Annotated in this window: 16 protein-coding genes and 1 tRNA gene; 12 read left to right on the top strand and 5 right to left on the bottom strand. The window is 61.1% G+C overall.

Annotation, left to right across the window (positions count from 1 at the left end):
* Positions 1–221 precede the first annotated feature (221 nt).
* A complete protein-coding gene (locus FD02_RS10210; RefSeq protein ID WP_056952122.1) occupies positions 222–2,114 on the top strand; it encodes a glycoside hydrolase family 2 TIM barrel-domain containing protein in 1,893 nt (630 codons plus the stop codon).
* The gene (locus FD02_RS10205) at positions 2,095–3,045 is read left to right on the top strand and encodes a beta-galactosidase small subunit (protein ID WP_054722097.1); all 951 of its coding nucleotides are present in this window, start codon (positions 2,095–2,097) and stop codon (positions 3,043–3,045) included. Before FD02_RS10210 ends, FD02_RS10205 begins: the two co-directional genes overlap by 20 nt.
* Before the next feature lie 50 nt (positions 3,046–3,095).
* On the opposite strand, the gene FD02_RS10200 is transcribed toward FD02_RS10205, so the two are convergent.
* Complete coding sequence (locus tag FD02_RS10200) at positions 3,096–5,033, bottom strand: glycoside hydrolase family 127 protein (RefSeq protein ID WP_056952120.1); 1,938 nt, start codon at positions 5,031–5,033, stop codon at positions 3,096–3,098.
* 108 nt (positions 5,034–5,141) lie between these two features.
* On the opposite strand from FD02_RS10200, the gene FD02_RS10195 reads away from it, so the two are divergent.
* On the top strand, positions 5,142–6,014 hold the full coding sequence (locus FD02_RS10195) for a helix-turn-helix transcriptional regulator (protein WP_056952119.1): 873 nt from the start codon (positions 5,142–5,144) through the stop codon (positions 6,012–6,014).
* A 40-nt stretch (positions 6,015–6,054) separates the two neighbouring features.
* On the opposite strand, the gene FD02_RS10190 is transcribed toward FD02_RS10195, so the two are convergent.
* Together FD02_RS10190 and FD02_RS10185 are read right to left on the bottom strand one after the other, a co-directional pair.
* The gene (locus tag FD02_RS10190; protein ID WP_056952117.1) at positions 6,055–6,987 is read right to left on the bottom strand and encodes a DHH family phosphoesterase; all 933 of its coding nucleotides are present in this window, start codon (positions 6,985–6,987) and stop codon (positions 6,055–6,057) included.
* Positions 6,988–7,038: 51 nt separating this feature from the next.
* On the bottom strand, positions 7,039–9,048 hold the full coding sequence (locus tag FD02_RS10185) for a hypothetical protein (RefSeq protein WP_056952115.1): 2,010 nt from the start codon (positions 9,046–9,048) through the stop codon (positions 7,039–7,041).
* Between the two features lie 181 nt (positions 9,049–9,229).
* On the opposite strand from FD02_RS10185, the gene FD02_RS10180 reads away from it, so the two are divergent.
* The 6 genes from FD02_RS10180 (at position 9,230) to nagA (ending at position 14,675) form a co-directional block, all read left to right on the top strand.
* Positions 9,230–10,105, top strand: a complete 876-nt coding sequence (locus FD02_RS10180; protein WP_056952113.1) for a metal ABC transporter solute-binding protein, Zn/Mn family — start codon at positions 9,230–9,232, stop codon at positions 10,103–10,105.
* A 59-nt stretch (positions 10,106–10,164) separates the two neighbouring features.
* Positions 10,165–11,127, top strand: coding sequence for a serine hydrolase (locus FD02_RS10175; protein ID WP_056952111.1), 963 nt, complete (start codon positions 10,165–10,167; stop codon positions 11,125–11,127).
* A gap of 17 nt (positions 11,128–11,144) precedes the next feature.
* Positions 11,145–11,840: a DUF4767 domain-containing protein gene (locus FD02_RS10170; RefSeq protein WP_056952109.1), complete on the top strand. Its 696-nt coding sequence runs from the start codon at positions 11,145–11,147 to the stop codon at positions 11,838–11,840.
* A gap of 11 nt (positions 11,841–11,851) precedes the next feature.
* Positions 11,852–12,877, top strand: coding sequence for a zinc ribbon domain-containing protein (locus FD02_RS10165; RefSeq protein WP_082603388.1), 1,026 nt, complete (start codon positions 11,852–11,854; stop codon positions 12,875–12,877).
* Positions 12,874–13,440, top strand: a complete 567-nt coding sequence (locus tag FD02_RS10160) for a GNAT family N-acetyltransferase (RefSeq protein WP_082603387.1) — start codon at positions 12,874–12,876, stop codon at positions 13,438–13,440. The genes FD02_RS10165 and FD02_RS10160 overlap by 4 nt, the downstream gene beginning before the upstream one ends.
* 74 nt (positions 13,441–13,514) lie before the next feature.
* The gene (gene nagA / locus FD02_RS10155) at positions 13,515–14,675 is read left to right on the top strand and encodes an N-acetylglucosamine-6-phosphate deacetylase (RefSeq protein ID WP_056952105.1); all 1,161 of its coding nucleotides are present in this window, start codon (positions 13,515–13,517) and stop codon (positions 14,673–14,675) included.
* Positions 14,676–14,719: 44 nt separating this feature from the next.
* On the opposite strand, the gene FD02_RS10150 is transcribed toward nagA, so the two are convergent.
* Positions 14,720–17,227, bottom strand: a complete 2,508-nt coding sequence (locus tag FD02_RS10150) for an excinuclease ABC subunit UvrA (protein ID WP_056952103.1) — start codon at positions 17,225–17,227, stop codon at positions 14,720–14,722.
* A gap of 63 nt (positions 17,228–17,290) precedes the next feature.
* On the opposite strand from FD02_RS10150, the gene FD02_RS10145 reads away from it, so the two are divergent.
* From FD02_RS10145 to FD02_RS10135, 3 genes are all read left to right on the top strand, one after another.
* Entirely contained in the window at positions 17,291–17,929 is a 639-nt protein-coding gene (locus FD02_RS10145; protein WP_191980329.1) for an HD domain-containing protein, read from the top strand.
* Between the two features lie 41 nt (positions 17,930–17,970).
* A tRNA-Thr gene (locus tag FD02_RS10140) sits at positions 17,971–18,043 on the top strand.
* 35 nt (positions 18,044–18,078) lie between these two features.
* Complete coding sequence (locus FD02_RS10135; protein WP_056952099.1) at positions 18,079–18,756, top strand: type II CAAX endopeptidase family protein; 678 nt, start codon at positions 18,079–18,081, stop codon at positions 18,754–18,756.
* A gap of 37 nt (positions 18,757–18,793) precedes the next feature.
* On the opposite strand, the gene helD is transcribed toward FD02_RS10135, so the two are convergent.
* Positions 18,794–21,076, bottom strand: a complete 2,283-nt coding sequence (gene helD / locus FD02_RS10130; protein ID WP_056952096.1) for an RNA polymerase recycling motor HelD — start codon at positions 21,074–21,076, stop codon at positions 18,794–18,796.
* Positions 21,077–21,190: the final 114 nt, after the last annotated feature.

The raw sequence follows: 21,190 nt of genomic DNA, 5'->3' as shown, positions 1-21,190 counted from the left end.
AGCACCGAAGCACAAAGCCCGTGCTTCAGCACTCAGGCGGCGCCTACGCTCCGTCCGCTAAGCGCCTTCGCTCACAACTTAATCGTGTTCGCCGGGGCAAAAGACTCCGCACAAGTCCACCTGAGCACTCGAAAGGCCAAGAGCGCCTTTCAAGCACTCAGGCGGCGCTTGTGCTCCGTCTTCTACCCGCCCCGGCTCACAACTTGAACAGGAGGAATTCCATGGAAGCTTCTTTAGCTTGGTTGGATCAGCCCGAGACGTTTCGGGTGAATGAATTGCCTGCGCATTCTGATCATCAGTTTTTTGCCTCTCCCGAAGAGGCGGCGGCCGGGTCGTCTAGTTTGACCCGGTCGCTGGATGGTCAGTGGCAGTTTGCCTTTGCCGCCGACCCGGAGCTGATTCCCGCTGGGTTTTACGCGCCGGCGTTTGATGAGGCAGGATTTGCGCCGATAGCCGTACCGGGGCATATCGAATTGGCGGGTTACGCCAAGATTCAATACACCAACACGTCTTACCCCTGGGACGGGCATGAGTTCCGGCGGCCGGCGTACACCACGCCGGCAACGAACCCGCAGGTGGGCCAGTTTTCTCGGGCAAGTGACAACTATGTGGGACTGTATCGCAAGACCTTCACGTTGACCGACGACTGGGCCGACCGTCCACTGACGATTCAATTCGCCGGTGTCGAGCGGGCGATGTATCTGTGGTGTAACGGCGAGTTCGTCGGTTACGCGGAGGATTCGTTCACCCCTAGTGCCTTTGATTTAACCCCATACGTCCACCGCGGGAAAAACCTCATTGCTGTGGCAGTATTTCGCCACAGCACGGCAAGTTGGTTAGAGGATCAAGACTTCTTTCGCTTTACCGGTATTTTTCGCAGCGTGACCTTGCAGTCGTTGCCGGCCACGCATGTGGTGGACCTGGCGCTAGACGCACGGCCGAATGCTGACTTTACCGCCGGCACGCTGGCAGTGACGGCGAAGTTGTCGCCGGTGGCCAACCACGCCAAGGCGACGGTCACGTTGGCCGATGCTAGCGGCCAAGTCTTAGCCACCCAGGTCACCGCGGCGCAGGCCACGACGACTTGGCCAACGCTAACGGTGCCGCAGCCGCATCTGTGGTCCCACCACAACCCGTATTTGTACCAGGTGCAGGTGACCGTAACCGACGACACCGGCGCGGTGTGCGAAGTCGCAACGGCGGCCACTGGTTTTCGCCGCATCGAGGTGACGCCGGACCACATGGTGTTACTCAACGGCAAGCGGCTGATCATTAATGGCGTCAACCGCCACGAGTGGAGCAATCTGCGCGGCCGTGCGATCACTGAGGCTGACATGGCTGCGGACATGGCCACGATTCGCACGCATCACATTAACGCGGTGCGCACGTGTCACTATCCCGACCAGCTGGAGTGGTACCGCCTGTGCGACACGAATGGCATCTACGTCATGGCAGAGACCAACTTAGAGACTCACGGCACCTGGCAAACACCGGCCGGCATCGAGCCGACTTACAATGTGCCAGGTTCGGTGAAGCAGTGGGAAGCGGCGGTGCTCGATCGCGCGAAGACGCAATACGAGACGCTGAAAAACCATCCGTCGATTCTGTTCTGGTCGCTGGGTAATGAGTCTTATGCTGGTGACGACATCGCGGCGATGAACGCGTATTATAAGCGCGTCGACCCGACGCGCTTGGTGCACTACGAAGGCGTCGTGCATAACCGCCAGTATGAAGACCAGATTTCCGACTTGGAAAGTCGCATGTACACGCCGCCGGCAGAGGTGGCCGAGTACCTCAGTGGCGAGGCGAAGAAGCCGTTTCTGCTGTGTGAGTATATGCACAGCATGGGCAATTCCGTCGGGGGCTTGAATGAGTACCTGGATCTCATCGACCGCTTCGATGATTATGTTGGCGGCTTCATCTGGGACTTCAAGGACCAGGCACTGACGGTGACGGATCCGATTACCGGCCAACCGGTAGTTCGCTATGGCGGCGATTTCGATGATCGGCCATCCGCCTATGAATTCTCCGGCGATGGTCTTGTGTTTGCAGATGGTACGCCGAAACCGGCACTGCAGGAGGTGAGTGAAGACTATGCCCGATACGATGACTAAATTACGCGTCGTTTATGGCGAAGAGCAGCTGGGGCTGCACGGTGCTGGCTTTGACTACTTGTTTGATTACGGTCAGGGACCAGTTTCCTTGGTGATTAACGGCAAGGAGTGGCTGTATCGTGCGCCGCAACCTGCATTTTGGCGGGCGACCACGGATAACGACCGCGGCAATGGCTTCTCGCGTTCGGCAGCGCAGTGGCTAGGCGCAGACCTGTTCAGTCACGTGGTGGCCATGAGCATCACTGCTGATGGTCAAACCGTGCCACAGCCGCTGGCACCGGCCAATAACGATTTTGGCCCCGGTGCGACCGCCGACACGGTGGGCGTCAGCTACACCTACGAAACGCCGACGAATCCCGTGGCCAAGGTCATCGTCCGCTACACGGTGGCGGCCGGTGGCGCGTTGACCGTGCGCGTTCGCTACCTCGGCACCGCGGGGTTACCCCAGCTGCCGGCCTTCGGGTTGCGGCTGGTGATGCCGACGCCGACGACGCGCTTCGACTACGCCGGCTTGCCCGGTGAAACCTATCCGGATCGCCGCAGCGGCAGCAAGCAAGTCTGCACGGTGCAAGGCATGCCAGTGACGCCGTACCTGGTGCCACAGGAATGCGGGATGCACATGAGTTGCGACTGGGTGCGCCTGACCCGTGAGACGACGCTGAATAACGCCGACCACGCGGATACGCCGTACACGCTCACCGTGCGCGGTGCTGACGGGCCATTCGCCTTCAGTTGCCTGCCGTATCTGCCCAGCGAGTTGGAAAACGCCACGCACCTAGAAGAGCTACCGCCGGTGCGGCGGACCGTGTTTACGGTATACGGCGCCGTGCGCGGCGTTGGCGGTATCGATAGCTGGGGGGCGCCAGTGCAGCCTGCCTACACGATTCCAAGCGACCAAGATTGCGAATTTGCCTTCGTGATCAATCCATAAAAAAAGTGGCAATCACCAGTGGGTGGTTGCCATTTTTGATTGGTGGCGAGTCAGGCGTTAGCGGTGACCCACACCTGCATCTCGCCAGGCGTGCGGTTAGCCCAGGCGAAGTAGGGGATGAAGGTCAGAGTCGGCGCACTGGCTGTGGCGGTGTATGGTGCGGCTTGCGGGCCGGCCAGCCGGTTGCCTGGGGCGGTAATGGTGGTCACCGGTACGCTAAACGTCGTCGTGTCGACCTGCGTGGTCAGCGGTGCGGACGTGGGCAGGCTCAGCCATGGCAGGTGGGGACCATTGTCGGCTTGTTCCAGGCAATAGACCACGGGCCCGCGCATCACGCTGACCTTACCGAGGTCGGCAGTAATCCGCGGATCGGCGACCACGCGGCGTGGCGCCATGTCGAGGTGGAGCGTAATCTTGGTGGTCGCGTCAAACTGGCGGGTGATGCGCCAGAAGCCGTCCTCGGTCTGAATCGGCACGGCCGTTCCGTTAATGGTGGCGGTGGTGTGCTGAGACCAGGCGGGGATGCGAATCGCCAGCGTGGTGGCCACTGGCTGCTCGGCGGCAAACGTGTAGGTCAAGTCGCCGGACCACGGGTAGTTGCCGTCAATCGTAATCGTTAACCCATTGGCAAACTGCCGCGTCGAGCCGATGAACAAGTGGTTATAGATGGTGTCGGCCGACTCGGTGTAAATATACTGATCTACCGATGCAACCAGCCGCGCGAGGTTGGGTGGGCAGCAGGCACACCCAAACCAAGCCGGCCGCGTCACTTTCACATGGGACTTCGTTGGGTCCTTGGCACTGGCTTCAGGGTTCACGGCGAGTGGGTTGACGTAGAAGAAGTGCTCGCCGTCTAGCGCCATGCCGCTGATCGTGCCGTTATACAGTTCGCGCTCCAGCACGTCGCCGTATTCCCCCTTGGGTTCGGTGAGCAGCAACTGCTTGGCTAAAAACGCCATGGCGCAACTGGCACACGTTTCGCAGTACATCGTATCGTTTGGCAAATCATAATCGAAGGTGAACGCCTCGCCGGCACTGGTTGCCCCGACGCCGCCAGTGACGTACATCTGCTTTTGGGTGATGTCTTGCCACAGCCGCTTGGCCGCATCCAGCAGGCTGGCATCGCCGGTTTGCCGCGCCACGTGGACCATTCCCACCAACAAATACACCATGCGCACCGCGTGGCCCTCGGCGTGGTCAAGGTCGCGCACCGGCACCCGGTTTTGCAAATAAGCCGCCGCTGGCTCGCCGCCGGCCCAGTAACTATCGCCGCTGTGCGTCGCTGCCTTGGCTTGTTGGGCGAAGAAGTTCGGCTGCGTGCCGCGCTGATCGAGCATATACTTGGCCAGCTGGCTGTACTTCGTGGCGCCGGTAACGTCGGCGAGCTTGGCCAAGGCCAGCTCGAGTTCGGGATGCCCGGGGTAGCCATGCAGCTTGCCTGCCTCTGGACCGAAGTGGGCGTCGATGCAATCCGCCATTTTCACGGCAATGGTCAGCGCCTGCTCGTTGCCGGTGGCGGCGTGGTAAGCAATACCGGCTTCGATGTAGTGGCCCATGCAATATAATTCATGACTTTCGGACACGTGTTGGAACTTGCGCTGTGGGGCGCGAATCTGAAAGTACGTGTCGAGGTAGCCGTCAGGTTCCTGGGCGGCCGCAATTAAGGCGATAACGCCATCAGCCTTGGCTTGCAAGGCGGCATCTGGCTCATCGGCCAGCGTGTAGGCGACGGCTTCCAGCCACTTGTAGACGTCGGAGTCTTGAAACCAGAAGCCATAAAAATCCCCGGTGGCCTGGCCGGCGGCAATCTTCAGGTTCTGAATGGCATGGCTGTGCTCGATGGCAGCGATCGGCGTGTTGTCGTTTTCCGTTTCGATGTGCACGTCGGCTTCGTCGCTGATCACCGACCACTGATACGGAATCATACGCTCGCGCACCAGCTGGCGATAGCCCTGCCAAAATGGGTCAGTTACAGTAGTCTTGGACATCTTGGGACCTCCTATAGATTCGCTTTACTGTATTGTAAGCGCTGACCGCAGGGAAACAAACTGCTATACTGATAGATAAAGTGGACTTTTTCGTAAAAGGAGCAATTGATGACGAGTTGGCAATTCGGCGTCGCGACGCCGGTACATTATTTACGCAGCGGCCAGTTTACCGCGGACCTCGGCTGGCAACATCACGTGATGACACATGGGGCTGACCTTGAGCTCATCATCGGCCTGCAAGGCAGCGTGGCGCTGGCGGTAGGCGCGGCAGGCTATCAGGTCGAACCCGGTGACGTGCTCACCGTGTTTCCCCACGAAACGATTCGCGGCACGCGGCCGACGTTGGTGCCCAGCGCCTTCATCTGGTTTCATGTGGTGCCGACCAGCGTGGAGCGGCCGGTGCGGCTACCGCGGTTTTTCCACCTAGCGGATCAGGCGCAGGCGGTGATTGCCGCCAAGCAACTCTTAGATATCGCGCATGGTGAGCACCGCTTGGCGGCGTTAGCCGATTATCAGGCCACGGTGGCGGTGTTGCAGCTTGCCAACGACGCGGCCAACCAGGCGGCGGGAGTGGGCCAGCAACAATCGACGATCAATCAGGTCAAGGAGTGGATTCGGGTGCACATGGCGCAGCCGCTGACGGTGCCGCAGGTGGCCGCCGCGTTTCACCTCAACGCCGACTACCTGACGCGCCAGTTCCGGCAGCAAACCGGCCTCACGGTGAAGGGGTACATGAACGCGGTGCGGCTGGATTACGCCAAGTACCTGTTGTTGACCACCGACCGGCCGGTGCAAGAGGTGGCCCACCGCGCCTATTTTGCCGATGAGAAGTATTTCTCGCGGCTGTTTAAGGCCAAGGTCGCGCTGAGTCCGCGCCAGTACCGGTTGGCCTACACGCACACGTTTTTGAACAACAAGCAGGTGGACCCGGGCATCGATGTGCATTCGCAAGTCGCGGCGCTGGAGCAGGTTCGCCAGTAAAAAACGCCACCGCCAAGCAAGTGACGGTGACGCGGCAAATTTAACTTAAGGCGCTTAGCTCACGAACAATTTGCGCGCATTCCTGCGCGTTCTCGGCGACGGCCCCGCTGGCTAACGGGTGGCCACCGCCACCATGGGCGACGGCGATGCCGTTGATGTTGGCGGCTTTGCTGCGCAACTCGACGCGGTAGCGACCGTCTGGGCGTTGCGTAAACAGGGCCCAAACGCGCACCGGGCGCAGCTGACCGATGTAACTTAACGCGAGTTGTTCCTCGCCGGGCGCCAGGTCCAAGGCCTTGAGCTTCGCCTGGGTGAAGGTGAGGGCACCGACGCCGGCCGTCACGGTGACGGTTTGCAAGGCGTCACTGATCAGCCTGGCTTCGGCCAGGCTGATTTCTTCTTCCTGGCGACCGATTGCAGGCGCGTCGATGCCGGTGGCCATCAGGTCGGCCACGACGCGGTGAGTGCGGGCCGTGGCGAGGTCGTATAAGAAGCGGCCGGTATCGCCGATGATGCCGGCGTACAACGCGGCGGCACTGGTTTGATCCAGCGGCCAGTCCGGGCTGGCCGCTGCCAGTAAGGCAACGATTTCGGCGCTACTCGAGGCACTGGTGTCGACATAGCTGATGTCACCAAAGGGCTCGCGGTCCGGGTGATGATCGATTTTCATCAGCTTGGCGCCCAGCGTGTAGCGCGAGTCGGCGATGCGGGCCTGATTGGCGGTATCGATGACCACCACCAAGGCGCCGGCGTATACCGAGTCGGGGATGGTTTGCGGGCGGCCAATCCAGTTTAACGTCGCTACCGGCTCCCCTACCGTGTAGACGTGCTTGTTCGGGTAGGCGGCCCGCAACAAGGCGGCCAAGCCCATTTGCGCGCCGAATGCGTCGGGGTCGGGGTTAATGTGGCGGTGAATAATGATCGTGTCGTAGGCGGCAAAGGTCGCGCGTAGTTGAGTAAAAGTTGTGGGCATGCGGTCCTCCGTACGCAAACAGGCGCGACTGCAGTCACGCCTGTCAACGAGTTATTTGGCTGAAGCTAATAAATTGGCGATGTTGTTTAAGGCGTCGTTGGCAATTTGCATGGCGTCTGGATCGATTTCGGCGTTTGGCAACGACTCGTCGGTGTAGTGCAGGAACGCGGCGCTACGAGCGACCATGTCGTACCAATTCTGGAACGGCATGTTATTGATGCCGCCAGACACGGAGCTTGGCGCCACCTGCAGCAACTGGTTCAACACGAGCTTGGCTTGGGCCAAGGCCTCGGCCGGAATCTCGCGCAGGCTGACGGCCTTGCTGGTCAAGCGGAATAAGCGATCAGCGGCGACCAGCAGTGGACTGCGGTATTGATGCGAGTCAGTGACAGCGGCGTGGTCGTCCAGCAAGTATTTTTGCAGGCCAATCATGCTATACATCATGAGCTCATCGCCTAATGCACTGCCGATGTCGGCGAGGCGTTGAATGCCGAAACCGGCGAGTGCCGGTTGGTCGAAGGCCAAGGCGGAGTGGGCGACGAAATCGCTGAACTGCAAGCCCAGCTCCTCCTTGGAATCCGCGGTGCGGAGCATGAAGATGACGCTTTTGCCCGTGGCGGACTTGAGGTAGCTGTTCAAAATGCGCGCGGCGATGCCGAGTTGTTCGCCTTCGATTTCGTTGCGCTTGTCGATGGCGATGCGCACCTTGTCTGGCACGGTGTCCAGCGCATCAAGTACGCGCAAGACGGCGGCGAGGTAAGGGTACAACACGCCAAAGCCCATGGAGAAGTTGCCGGCGTCTGATACCGGTGAGTACACCACGAAGTTATGGGTGGTGTCGCTGGCGGCGTCGTGCAGCAACGTGGCGACTTGTTGCTGATCCTTGCCGCGGGCCTTGACCTCATCGCCTGGCTGCCAGCCAAACGGGTACAAGGTGTGGCTGAACTGATCCAAGGCGTGGCCGTCATCGGGATCTAAGGCCGTTAAGCCGATGTACATGTTGCGGTTGTAGCTGTTGCCATGGACGAAGGACTCGTCGATGAACAGCTGCAAGGTGGTTTCCACTGCCTTAGGGCGTGGCGCCTGGCTGGTCGCCGGCGCGTCGATGCGGGCCTGACTTTGACTGTGTGGGGCCAGGCTTTGGCTCATCGATTCCGCGACGGTGGCACTGGCAAGGCTTTGGCTGCGCTGGTTGCGCCGAGTCCGGGTGCTTTGACTGCGTGGGGTCTGGCTAGCGGTGCTTTGGCTAGCCACCTGGCTGGTTACGCTTTGGCTTTGACTCTGGCTAGTTGTCTGCGTTCCGGTAGTGCGGTTTGCTGCGGATTCGCTATTCGCCTGGTTGCGCCGGCCACGTTGGTTCCCTTGGCTGCGGGGATTGCGCCCGCGCTTAGGTTCGGCCTTAGCGGCTTGGCTTTGGCTGCCTTGTTTGCTGCGACCTTGGCCGCGCTTGCTGGTGGTTTTGGTCGACTGAGTTTGGTGCTGGCTGGTGGACTGATCAGCCTTAGCCTTGCCTTGCTGGCTTGTGGCCTGCTTGGTCTCACTGGCTTTGCTTTGGCGATTCGGCTTAGCCTGCTCGCTGGTTTGGTTCTGGCGATTGGCCGCTTGCTTGCCCCGGCGAGCCGGTTGTTGCTGGTTGTCGCTTGCTTTGCTGGTTTGGCCGCGCCGCCCGCGCGCCGGCTGGCCGGCATTGGCTTGCCGACTCGTCGACTGCTCGGTGGCCGCTTGGCGCTTAGTCGTTTGACTGGTGCGCTGGTTGCGGTTTGCGGCAGCATTACCAGGTTCAATCACCTCGGTCGGCTGTTGGCCAGGCTGGTGCTCGCTGGTTTGGGTGATGGTGAAGCTCGGTTTGTTGATCGGGTGAATATCCGGCGTCGCTGCGCTAGCGCGATGCTCATCGATGAACCGGTTGATCTTGAACATGATCGGCTGGCTTAGCGGCGTATCCTTTAAGACCTTGCGCAGACTGCTGACCGAGATGCCGATTAGCTTGGCGGTTTGAGTCAAGTTGAGCTGCTCCGTGGTCATGATTTGTTTCAAATGGTAGGCGATACCACCGTTCATATAAAATGCCTCCTGAAAGTTATTTCAATGTAAATTAACGTAATCCGGTCCAAGACAAGCGTACACCATTTTCACGGTGGAGAATAGCGCGGGTTTGCCGCAACCGGACTGGGCCCCGTCCTTGACGCCTGCGCGGCTGGCAGGTAGGCTACAAGATAGACCACACAATAAGGAGAAAACAGTGAAAAAGCGAATCTGGTTGGCCGCTTTATTCGGCCTACTCATGAGCCTAGCCGGGTGTTCTACCCCGCAAAAAACTGGCGTCAGCGTCGTCAGCACCGTCGATTTCTACGGCGAAATGGCCAAGGCGGTGGTCGGGCGGTACGGCACCGCCACTAGCGTCATTTCCGACCCGGCCGTCGACCCGCATGATTACGAGCCGACCACGGCGGTGGGTAAAGCCGTCGCCACCGCCGACATCGTCGTGGAAAACGGTGCCGGGTATGACAGCTGGATGCCTAAGCTAGTGGCCGCCAACGGCAACCGGGCCAAGGTGGTGTCGGCGGCCAAGGTCGTCGGCGTCAAACCCGGCGAAAACGAGCACATTTGGTACAAGCCAAGTGCCGTGCCGGCGATGGCCGACGCCTTAGCTAAACAGCTCGGTAAACTGGATCCGGTGCACAAGGCCCAATACCTGGCCAATGCTGCGGCCTACAACAAACGCCTCAAGCCGATTTCCACCCTGGTGATGAAGCTGCGGCACGGCAGTCATAATGCGCGCGTCGCGGTGTCGGAGCCGGTGTTCAACAATGCCCTCACCGCGATGGGGTACCGCATCAGTAACGAGCACTTCGCCCAGGCCATCGAAGAAGGGACGGATCCCAGCCCCGAAGACATTCGTCAGCTGCGCGCGGACTTCACCGCGCATCGCGTACAGTTTTTCGTCGTGAACACGCAGGTGCAAAGCAACATCATCGCTAGCCTGGTTAAAGCCGCAGAGGCCGCCGATATTCCAATCGTGCGCGTCACCGAGACGCTGCCGGCCAAGCACACCTACACGTCTTGGATGCTCCAACAATACCAAGCCGTCGCGCGGGTGCAGGCGGCACAACAGTAAGGCATCACCCGCAGGCAGTGTTGCTGCGGTATACTAGCAACGTTTAGGGGGTGGCAAGCATGCACATGGGAAAAGCGGCACTGGCAGCGCTACTGCTGGTTGCCTTAGCCGGGTGCCAGTCGAAGCGGTCGGCACCGCCAACAGCCAGTCACCACGCCAGCAGCGCCCGGGCCGCCAAGCCGGTGGCTCAGCGCTCGTCGCCACCACCGAAGCCGAAAGCAAAGCCCGCACCGCCGACATTTGCGCCCGCGGTGACAACGCCGCTAACGCAAGCGGTGGCGGGGCTAGCTGGCACCACGAGCTTGTACCTCGGCGATCCCGCAACGGGGCAGACGTGGACGTATCACAACGGCCCGCAACGCTCGGCCAGCACGATTAAACTCTTCGTGCTTGGCGCCGCGTTTGCTCAGGCCAAGGCCGGGCGCTTTGCCTTGAATGCCACTTATGTTTTGCAGGCCAGCGACAAGGTCGGCGGCACCGGCACTATTCAAGGGTTGCCAGCAGGCACGACGCTCACGCGGCAGGCGCTGTTGACGAAGATGATTCAAGTCAGCGACAACACCGCTACGAATATCATCATCACGCAACTCGGCGGCTTCGGCGTGGTCAACGCCTTCGCCCGGTCCATCGGGGCGACGCACACCGTGCTCGCCCGGAAGATGCTCGACACCGCCGCCTTGGCGCGGGGCGTCGACAATCGCACCACGGTGGCCGACACCGGGTTGCTCTTGACCAAGCTGGCTAACCACCGCCTCGTGTCCGCCAGTGCCGACAGCGCCATGTTGACCATGCTGGCCGGACAAACTAATCGTAGCAAGCTTGCCGCCGGTGCCGGCAGCGGGATCACGGTTTATAATAAAACCGGTGAGTACGATCAGTATGGCGTCGAAAACGATGCGGCGATTTTTCGCCGCGGCCAACGTCAGCGCGTCATCGTGATGATGTCGCAAGGCGGTACGCTTTCGGCGCAGATCCCGGCGTTTAACGCCGTGGGTCGGCTGGTCGCAGGACAATTACAATGAGAATTAGGGGGATCATTATGCACAAACAGTGGCTCGGCGTCGCGGTAGGGGGGCTGTTACTCTTGGGAGCAGCAGGCTGTACCAATGCCACCACCACGCCGACAAAAGCAACCGTCAATACCACCTTAACCGCCGCGGAGGCGAAGTCTGGTCGCGCCATCAAGGCCAAGGCAGAAGCTGAGGCAACCAGTGCCAGCGTCGCCAAGGCCAAAGCGAAGGCTCAGGCCGATTCCAAGTCCGTGTCCAACATCGCCGACCCAGACGCCGACGCCACGCCGACTGATGACGACAACGCCGTGTGGAATCAAAGCAAAAGCGATGCCCTCAGCGACTTCATGAGTAGCTGGGGCGACACGATGAATCAGCAGTATCAAGAATATGGGCCTGGAGATGACGTCAATTTTAACGGCGTGGACGTGCCTAGCGACTTGGATGACATGAAACCCGCCGTCGGTACGAAGGCCATCAACATCGCCTGGTCGACCGATGGGAAAACTAAGGCCGATTACGCGTTGTTGACGATTTATTCCGACGCCGAAGACGATGATCGCGCTGGTGGCCCGCACTTGTACTTCTTTGTGTTGCACAAGGGCACGCCTCAGGTGCTGATTACCGAGCAGACCCAAGGTAATGCCAAGCATCTGCTGTACTTCCACACGACCGCCAACACGCAATTAAGCGGCGGCTTTACCAAGATCATCAACGGCGACTAGGGGGAAAAGCGATGGCAGTAGAATTAAAGTTTTGTCCGCATTGCGGCGCACCAGTCACGCCCAACGATAAATTTTGTCAGCGTTGCGGGTTTAATCTCGTGCAGGCTCGTGCGCAAATGGCCGCCAAGCTAGCCGCGACGCAACCGGCAGTCGATGCCACCGGCACCGCCGTCGGGAGCACGACGCCACCGCCAGTAGCACCAGTGAGCGCCAGCGCCACCCCTCAGCCGAGCTTGAGTGCCAGTGTCAGTGCCACGCCACAGCCGAGTGTCAGTGCCACGTCGGCGCCTCAGCAAAGCCTTAGCGTCAGTGCCACCCCGGCGGCGCCAGCCAGCCGTAGCACTGCCGTTCAGGCGAGTCTAACTGCGTCGACCCAGCCGGCGCGCCCGGTTCCTGGACCCACGGCCGCCACCGTGCAGCCGCAAGGAATCTCGCAACCGGGGCCAAGTCCCCAAGCGTTGCGCCAAGCGCCACAGACGCCAGCCGCCCAGCCCACTCGCGCAAAGCACCACAGTAAAGTCGGCATGGTAATCGGCATCATCGTCTTGGTGCTGGTCGTCGCGGCTGGGGCCGGGTCGGCCTGGTACTTCGCCAAGCCGCAACAGCTCAGCCGCCTGGCCGACGCCGCGAGTGCCGGCAAACCTGCCGTGATTGCCAGTGCCATGGTGGACCGCAACGGCACGGCGCTTACTGCGGGCCAGGTCTTGCCGTTAAGCAAGCTGTACACGGCCGATCCGTCGATTCCAGCCGGCGTGGCGAAGTCGGTGCGCACCGCCAGCAACTACGGGCAAATGAAGGTTGTGACCGCTGGAAAGATTCTCGGCGTGTTTCCGAAGTACCGCGTGCAGGTGGCGACCCGCCAGTTGAAGGTGAAAACGACGGTGAAGAAGCCGAGCTTTACCCTGGCCGGCAGTAAGGTGCAAGCTGCCGGTGGGGCCGGCGAGTACATTTTACCTGCTCAGTTGCCGGGATTGTACACGCTGAAGATTGCCGGTAGCGACCGCACCACGACTAAAACGGTGCGGTTGAATCCATGACAACGATTCGCCTGGCCACCCCGGCAGACGCGCCGCGCTTGCGGAATATCTATGCCCACTATGTGCAAACCAGCACCGCCACGTTTGACCTGACGGCGCCGAGTGTTGGGCAGTTTGCGGAGGCACAAGCCGAGATTCAGGCGCGGTTTCCCTATCTGGTGGCGACCACCGCGGCAGGCGTGGTCGGGTATGCCTACGCGCATGACTTCGCCAGCCGTGCGGCCTATGATTGGTCCGTGGAAACCAGCATCTACTTCGCCCCCGCAGCGACCGGGGCAGGGCTGGGCCGGCAGCTTTACGCGTTGCTGATGCAGGAGCTGATGCGCCAGCACGTGGTCACCGTCACGGCGTGCATCACCGCGGAAAATCTCGCCAGCATCCGGTTTCATCAGCGCTTGGGGTTCACGCAAGTCGCCGCGTTTCCCACCATCGCCAACAAATTTGGGCGCTGGTTGGGCATCGTGTGGCTGGAAAAGCAGTTGATGCCGGCGCCGACACTGCCAGCGCCGGTCGTGGCTTATCCGCAACTCGTCCCGCTGGCGCCGCAGACCTTGACCAATTAGGGCGTGGCCTAGACCAATACCGCTGATTGTGCTACACTGAATGCAGTTCAACAGCCAAAAAAGGAGTGCACAAAATGAGCTATTATATTCACGCTGCGAAGTTCTTTTTCCCGCATAACACCGAAATCGGCGGCTATCTCGAGGTCACCGATGATGGGCGCTTCGGCCGCTACCTGCCGGCGGATGCGCCGCGGCCAGCTGGTCAGGTCAAGGACTACGGTACGCAATGGATCGCCCCAGGGCTAGTCGACACGCACATTCACGGCTTGCTGGGGCATGACGTGATGGATAACGACTGGGCCGGTTTAGACGCCATGTCCGTTGGCTTGCTGCAAACTGGGGTCACGAGCTGGCTGCCGACGACGTTGACGGGCTCGTTTGAGCAACTCGACGCGGTTTGCCAAACCATTGGCGAGCACGCCGGGGAAGAAACTGGCGCGAAGATTCAAGGGATTCACTTTGAAGGTCCGTACTTCACCGAGGAGCACAAGGGCGCCCAGAACCCGAAGTACTTCCGTGACCCGTCGATTGCCGAATACGATCAGTGGCAAAAGAGTGCCAAGGGGCTGCTGCAAAAGATGTCTCTGGCCGCCGAGCGTGATGGTGCGGTAGAATTCATCGAGCACATGACGCAAGACGGCAAGGTCGTCGCCCTCGGTCACTCCAGCGCAACGTTCGAACAGGCAAAGGCCTGCATCGAAGCCGGGGCCACGATGTTCTGCCACACCTTTAACGCGATGAGTGGACTCACCCACCGCGCACCTGGCATGGTCGGCGCGGCCATGTACATGAAAAACGTCGACGATGAATTGATTGCCGATGGCCACCACGTGCGGCCGGAAGTCGTCAGCGTCCTCGTCCGCGAAAAGACGCCGGAACACGTGGCCTTAGTCACCGACTGCATGTCCGCCGGCTTGCAGCCGGATGGCGACTACATGCTGGGCGAATTCCCGGTTGTCGTGGCGAATGGTACTGCGCGCCTCAAGGACGAGACGCACAACCTGGCCGGCTCCATCTTGCAGCTAAAAGACGCCGTGGCCAACGTCGTCAAGTGGAACGCGGCGACACCTGAAGAAGCCATCAACATGGCCGCATACGTGCCGGCGCAATCCAGCAAGATTGGCGACAAGTGCGGTAGCATCTTGCCTGGCCGCGCCGCCGACTTCCTGGTGTTGAACCCAGACATGAGCCTGAGCGAAACCTACCTCGATGGTGTTTCGCGCTACCAAGCCTAGGGCAAAATAAAATCTCCCCGATCAGCGCGATCGAGGAGATTTTTTTAATGTTGAAACTTGGCGAGGTGGGCGGCGAGGTAGTGACCGGTTTCGCCGTCGCTCGCAGCGATTTGGGCGGGCGTGCCTTGCGCGACGATGCGGCCGCCGTGCGCGCCACCGCCGGGGCCGAGGTCGAGAATCTCGTCGGCATTGGCCATGATGTCGAGGTCGTGGGCAATCGTCAGCACCGTGCCGCCTTGGTCGATGAGGCGTTGGAACACCTGCAACAAGACCTGAACGTCCAGCGGGTGCAAGCCGATGCTAGGTTCATCGAAGACAAACAGCGTCCCGCGCTGCGTCTTGCCCATGTGGCTGGTCAGGCGCAGGCGTTGGGCCTCGCCGCCGGACAGCGCCGGGGTGCTCTCGCCGAGGTGCAGGTAACCCAGCCCCATATCGTGTAGCGTCTGCAAGGTGCTGGCAATCGCCGGTTGGCTGGCCAGCACCGGCATGGCCGAGTCAACGCTGAGGTCGAGCAGGTCGGCAATGGTGTAATCGTGCCAACGGAACTTGAGCACGGCCTGATTGTACCGGCGGCCGCCGCAGGTCGGGCACACCTCTTGCATGTCGGGCAGGTATTGAATATCCAGCCCGATGGTGCCGGTGCCGCCACAAGTCGGGCAGGCGCCGGCGGCAACGTTGTAGGAAAAATGACTGGCGGTATAGCCCGCCGCTTGGGCCGCCGGCTGACTGGCGTATAACTCGCGCAAGTGGTCGAGGATGTTGGTGTAGGTGGCCACGGTGGAACGGACGTTTTTGCCCACCGGCGTGGCGTCGATGGCCACGACGCGGCGGATCCCGCCGCGGTGCAAGTCGCGGACGAAACTCGGGGCGGGCTTTGCCTTGGTGGCGGCTAGCGCCGGCACCAAGGCGTCCAGAACCAACGTCGACTTGCCGGCGCCGGAGAATCCGGTGACCACGCTGAGGCGATTAATCGGGAAGCTGGCGGCGAGGTCGTGGAGGTTGTAGCGGTTGGTCACCGTTAAGCCGAAGCGCTTTTCGGCGGTCGGCAGGGTTGGCCGCACGCGCAGCGGGGCCTGGCCGGTGAGAAACGGGCCGATTGGCGAGTCGGGGGCGGCGGCCACGGCAGCGGGGGAGCCGAGATGCAGAATGCGGCCGCCGGCACTGCCGGCACCGGGCCCGATTTCTAGCACCGTGTCGGCGGCTTCGATGATCGCGGTGTCGTGGTCGACGACAACCACGGAGTTGCCTTGCGCCACAAGGCCGCGCATCACGGCGAGTAACCCGGCGACGTTGGCTGGGTGTAAGCCGATGCTCGGCTCGTCGAGGACGTATAAGACGCCGGTGGTTTCGGTGCGCAAGGTGCGGGCCAGCTGAATGCGCTGCAACTCGCCGGTACTCAGGCTGCTGCCGGCGCGCGCCAGGGTCAAGTAGTCCAAGCCCAGGTCGATAATTGGGGTGAGAATCTGGCTGAGCTCCCGCAGCAAGTCATGGGCAAGGTTTTGCATGTCGTCCGGCAGCCAGGCGTAAATCTTCGGAATGAAGGCGGCCAGCTCGCTAAGCGACAGGTCGCTGACTTCGGCAATGTTCAACCCGACCAACTGTTGGGTCAACAATTCTGGCTTGAAGCGGGAGCCGTGGCAGGTCGGGCACACGCTGAATTCATAGAAGCGGTTCAGCCGAGCGATGGCGCGCTCGTTAGTGGTGGTGGCCATGCTGTCGGTGACGGCGTTATAGGCGTTTTCGTAGACGGCGTTATCCATGTGGAAAATCTTGCCGCTTTTGCTGGGAATGTTGATGGCGTAGGTCCGCTTGGGCCCGTGGCGCACCATGTCCTGTTGCGCCTGCGGCAGGTCTTGAAACGGCGTGTCGATGTCGATGCCGGCGTATTGGGCAACGATGTGCATGAAGTTGCGGCCGGGCAGGCGCCAGGAGGCCACGGCGCCGTCGCGAATGGTTTTCGTCGGGTCGGGAATCAGGCGGGCTTCGGCCAGCGTCTTGGCCACGCCGGTGCCGTCGCAGGTGGGGCAGGCGCCGGTGGAATTAAAGGCGAAGTCCTCGGCGCCATACGCGGCGAAGTGCACGCCGCATACGGGACAGACAATCTTGCCCATGTCGTGTTCGCCATCGTTGGGCTGATCCATCGCGTGGGCGATGGCCAGCGTCGGCGGCACCTGGTGACCGTTGGGACAGCGCGGCGAGCCGAGCCGGGAGAAAATCAGGCGCACGACGTTCAACGCCTCGGTGGTGGTGCCCACGGTGCTGCGCACGCCTGGCACCACGGGGCGTTGCCGCAACGCGATGGCGCTGGGGATGTGGCGCACGCGGTCGACGGCGGCGTGGCCGGTTTGCCCGAGGCGCCGGCGCGTATAGGTGGACAAGGCACTGACATAGCGGCGCATGCCCTCGGCGTACAAGACGCCCATGGCCAAGGACGACTTGCCGGAACCGGACCGCCCAGTGATGGCGACCAACTGGTGCAACGGAATGTCGACGTCCACGTGGCGGAGGTTATTGACATGCGCGCCGCGGACTTCAATGTGAGTAGGATTCATGAGGTGACCTTCTTTGTGTCATAATAGGTTCATCGTACCACAGCAATTCAAGGAGGACGCGTGATGGAACTGGCACAGTTAACCGCATTTGCCCGACAGGTGGCCGCCGGTGACGGCTCGGGCCACGGCTTTGATCACATCACCCGCGTGGTGGCGACAGCGCGGCGGTTGTGCGACTTGACGCCTGGCGTGGACCGAGCGGTGGTACTGGCCGCGGCGACCCTGCATGACACCTATGACGACAAACTCGTCGCCTTGGTGCCGGCCGCTCGAACCCGCACGCAGGCCGCGTTGGCGGCGGCCGGGGCGGATGCCGCCATGCAAACGGAAATTCTCACCATCATCGATCACATGGGGTTCAAGGCCAATCTGGCGCACCACCAGCCGCTGTCGCTAGCCGGTCAGCTCGTGCAAGACGCCGACCGCCTCGATGCGCTTGGGGCCATCGGCATTGCCCGCGCCTTTCAATATGGCGGCGCCCACGCCACGGCACTGTATGATCCCGCCATCCCGCCGCGCCAGACGTTAACGGCGGCGACGTACCGCGAGGACACGACGACGCTGAACCATTTTGAAGAAAAGCTGTTTCACTTGGCGGACCAGATGAACACGGCGGCGGGGCGGCAGCTGGCGACGGCGCGGGAGCAGGTGATGCGCGAGTTCGTCGCGGAATTCAAGGCCGAGTGGGCCGGCCTGCGCTAACGGTTGCCTGCCGGCGGCGCATCAGATATGATTAACCTAATGCCGTCTTAGCTCAGTAGGTAGAGCGCAGCCATGGTAAGGCTGAGGTCGTCGGTTCAAACCCGATAGACGGCTGCATGAGTCATGGGTCAAGCACGCAGGAGGGTCGCATGCACATTGGCAAAATCCTTGGTCGGCTGGCAACAGTAGTCGGCATGTTCTTCTTGTATAGCTTGGCGCAGGTGATCGTCTTGATGCCGGCGCTGGTCAGTGACGGCCATACCGCCTGGTGGCTCGACGGCATCTTGTTTCTCTTGGTGTTTGGCGCCTTGATCTACTTCTGCGTCACGGTGTATCACTATTTTCTGCGCTCGGAAGTACCCCGGGTGTATCACAATCAGCGCCTGAATCGCTCACGCGTGAAATTCCTGGTGCTGATGATTCTCGCGTTGGTGGTGGTGCAGGCGCTGAATTACGTGTTAGTCCGCACCGGCATCACCCATGAAGCCGAGAACCAAATCGAGCTGATGAAGCTGATGAAAACGGCGACGGTGCCGATGGTGCTGTTGACCGTACTCGGCGCGCCGCCGGTGGAGGAATTCATCTTCCGCGGCTTGTTGATGCACGCCTTTCCACATCAAGCCACCGTGCGCTGGCGCTGGCTGGCCGGGGTGGTGTCGGTGGTGGCCTTTGCCACGGCGCACACGATGCCCACCGACTTCTGGAACTGGCTGCTGTACGCCGGCATGGGTGCGGTGTTTACCGCCACCTATGCGTACACCAAAGACATTCGCTACGACATTGGGTTGCACTTTCTCAACAACCTCGTCGCGACGTTTCTGCCGTAACGCAAAATGGGACCCCGCAGCGGGGTCCCATTTTGCGTTATTGAGTCACGGTGGTGCGCGTGGTGTCGTATAGCTGCGCAGGCAAGGCAGCGACTAACGGGCTGACGGCGCCGATGGCCACCAGCACGAGCTCGTGCAAGGCGCGCGAGGCGAGGGTATATAAGATGTCGCAGTCGGCGGCTTGTGTGTAGGTGGTGGCCGACACGTCGTAGCCGACCACGGCGTCGAATTCCAACCCCTTGGCCAAGTACACCGGCAAGATCAGGCAGCCGGTGTGTAAGGTGTGGTCGCCTGCGGACAGCAGGTGCGTCGGCGTATCGAGGCGCAGGCTGGCGTACAGCTGGGCGGCGCTGGCCGCGTCGCGGGTGAGAATGGCGACGGTGTCGTTGGTGGCGGCCAAGGCGCTGACCAGTTGCGTGACGCCGGTGAGTGCCGTCTCCGGCGTCAGCGTGACGACGCGCGGCTTGTGGCCGGCCCGGTTGAAGGACTGGATGTGGTCGTGTGTCGGCAGCAACGCCTTGGCGAAGTCCGTGATTGGCGCCGTCGAGCGGTAGCTCTTGTTCAGCGTGATGAGGCGAACGCTTTTCCCGGGAAATATCGCGCGAATCTCGTGAATGAAGTCGCTAGGGTGATACCCGGCGGTGAACACGTCTTGGCGGCTGTCGCCCAGCAAGGTGAGCTTAGCCTTGGGGAAGGCGTGATGCAGGTAGCGCAGTTGCACGGCGCTATAGTCTTGCATCTCGTCGACGAAGACGTATTGAATCGCGTCGTTGGTGCCGCCACCGGTGACGCGGTCGCGCAGGTATAACAGCGGGGCGGCGTCTTCGAGGCGCAACTCGTGGCGCTCGATGCCGGCGGTGACGCTATCGGCCATGGTGGCCCACACCGCCGGGTCAATGGCCGGTGCCGGCACGGTGGCCAGGAAGCGACAGTATTCGGCATAGGCGTCGAAGAAGTAGTCGTTGTACAAGGCGTCATACACCGGGGCAAAGGCCTCTGCGACGATGTGCTCTGCGACGAAGCGCTGCTCGGCGTCGCCGGAGTCGAAGCGCTGATCGCCAACGATGTCGCGCACCTCTTCTTGGTTCAACAAGCCGAGCCGGTCTTGGACCCAGTCTTCAAACGTGGCCATCTTGATGCGCTGATTGAGCCGCTTGATCAGCGTGTTTTTGGTGGCAAGGAACTTATCGGTGGCGGTCATCGATACAGGCTGGCTTTGGTAGATCTTGGTGATGGTGCTGGCGGCGAAAAAGACTTCGCCGTTTAGGGTCACGTCGACGAACAGCGGCGTGGCTGGCGGCACGGAGACGTAGCGGTCGATGGCGGCCAGAAACGCCGGGTCCTCCTTGATGCGGCGAATCGCCGCGGCCGGCTCCGGCAGCCCGGTGGCGTCTTTTTCGAAGCGGTCAAACAAGGTCTCCACCTGCAAGCCCATGAAGCGCTTGGCGAAGAACTCGGCGAGCGTGGCCTGACGCATGTTTTTCTCGCCAAGGCTGGGCAGCACCTCGGAGATGTAATTGGCAAACAGCTGGTTGGGCGAGAACAACACCATTTGGTCGGCGGCCAGGTGGCTGCGGGAGTGGTAGAGCAAGTAGGCGACGCGCTGCAGCACCGCGCTGGTTTTGCCGGAGCCGGCGACGCCTTGCACCACCAACAGGTCGCTGGTGGTGTCGCGAATGATGTCGTTTTGCTCTTGTTGAATGGTAGCGACGATGTTTTTCATGTAGTCGCTGCTTTGTTCACCGAGGACGCTTTGAAGGATCTCGTCGCCGACGGTTTCGTTGGTGTCGAACATGTTGGTGATCTGGCCGTGTTCGATCTTGAACTGGCGCTTGTTCTCCAAGGTGACGGTTTGCTCGCCGGTGGGGGCCGAATAGCTCACCGGCCCCAGCGTGCCATTGTAATAAATCGAGGCAATCGGGGCGCGCCAGTCGTAAACGAGAAAATCATCGCCGTGTTGAAAGGTACCCAGGCCGATGTACAAGGTGTCGTGCTCCCCGGCCTCACTGATGTCGATGCGGCCAAAATACGGGCTGCCTTGTAGCAGCTGTAGGCGCGCTTCTTCGTGACCGAGGATCGTTTCATTTTCGGCGGCGCGAGCGACCATCATCTTTTGTTGTTGGACGGCGGCGTTGGTTTCCATGCGGTCGTCGACTTCGGTGATGTTGACCTTGGTGGCATCGCCGTAGGATTGTTCGATTTCGGTCAGGTCGCGCATCGCCATGGTGCGCTGCTGCTTGACCGTTGCCAGCCGCGCGGCGATTAAGGCGTCGACGCGGGCGACACGCCGCTGTTCGGCGGCTAGGGTGGCATTTTCCATGACGCGCCTCCTTCATTCGTAGTTAGACTAGTTTATAGCGCCTGCGGGTCGGTTGCAACCCTTGCGTGAGGCGAACAAGGCGCCGGTTTGGTATGCTGAAAGCAGCAGCGGCGC

The sequence above is a fragment of the Lacticaseibacillus nasuensis JCM 17158 genome (assembly GCF_001434705.1).
GTDB classification, from domain to species: Bacteria; Bacillota; Bacilli; order Lactobacillales; family Lactobacillaceae; genus Lacticaseibacillus; species Lacticaseibacillus nasuensis.
Note: the sequence above shows the minus strand (reverse complement) of the source record. Positions and strands in the feature narration are given on the sequence as shown.

Coding starts and splice junctions, on each gene's coding strand:
- FD02_RS10210 (WP_056952122.1), top strand. CDS start 222: ATGGAAGCTTCTTTAGCTTGGTTGGATCAGCCCGAGACGTTTCGGGTG.
- FD02_RS10205 (WP_054722097.1), top strand. CDS start 2,095: ATGCCCGATACGATGACTAAATTACGCGTCGTTTATGGCGAAGAGCAG.
- FD02_RS10200 (WP_056952120.1), bottom strand. CDS start 5,033: ATGTCCAAGACTACTGTAACTGACCCATTTTGGCAGGGCTATCGCCAG.
- FD02_RS10195 (WP_056952119.1), top strand. CDS start 5,142: ATGACGAGTTGGCAATTCGGCGTCGCGACGCCGGTACATTATTTACGC.
- FD02_RS10190 (WP_056952117.1), bottom strand. CDS start 6,987: ATGCCCACAACTTTTACTCAACTACGCGCGACCTTTGCCGCCTACGAC.
- FD02_RS10185 (WP_056952115.1), bottom strand. CDS start 9,048: ATGAACGGTGGTATCGCCTACCATTTGAAACAAATCATGACCACGGAG.
- FD02_RS10175 (WP_056952111.1), top strand. CDS start 10,165: ATGCACATGGGAAAAGCGGCACTGGCAGCGCTACTGCTGGTTGCCTTA.
- FD02_RS10170 (WP_056952109.1), top strand. CDS start 11,145: ATGCACAAACAGTGGCTCGGCGTCGCGGTAGGGGGGCTGTTACTCTTG.
- FD02_RS10165 (WP_082603388.1), top strand. CDS start 11,852: ATGGCAGTAGAATTAAAGTTTTGTCCGCATTGCGGCGCACCAGTCACG.
- FD02_RS10160 (WP_082603387.1), top strand. CDS start 12,874: ATGACAACGATTCGCCTGGCCACCCCGGCAGACGCGCCGCGCTTGCGG.
- nagA (WP_056952105.1), top strand. CDS start 13,515: ATGAGCTATTATATTCACGCTGCGAAGTTCTTTTTCCCGCATAACACC.
- FD02_RS10150 (WP_056952103.1), bottom strand. CDS start 17,227: ATGAATCCTACTCACATTGAAGTCCGCGGCGCGCATGTCAATAACCTC.
- FD02_RS10145 (WP_191980329.1), top strand. CDS start 17,291: ATGGAACTGGCACAGTTAACCGCATTTGCCCGACAGGTGGCCGCCGGT.
- FD02_RS10135 (WP_056952099.1), top strand. CDS start 18,079: ATGCACATTGGCAAAATCCTTGGTCGGCTGGCAACAGTAGTCGGCATG.
- helD (WP_056952096.1), bottom strand. CDS start 21,076: ATGGAAAATGCCACCCTAGCCGCCGAACAGCGGCGTGTCGCCCGCGTC.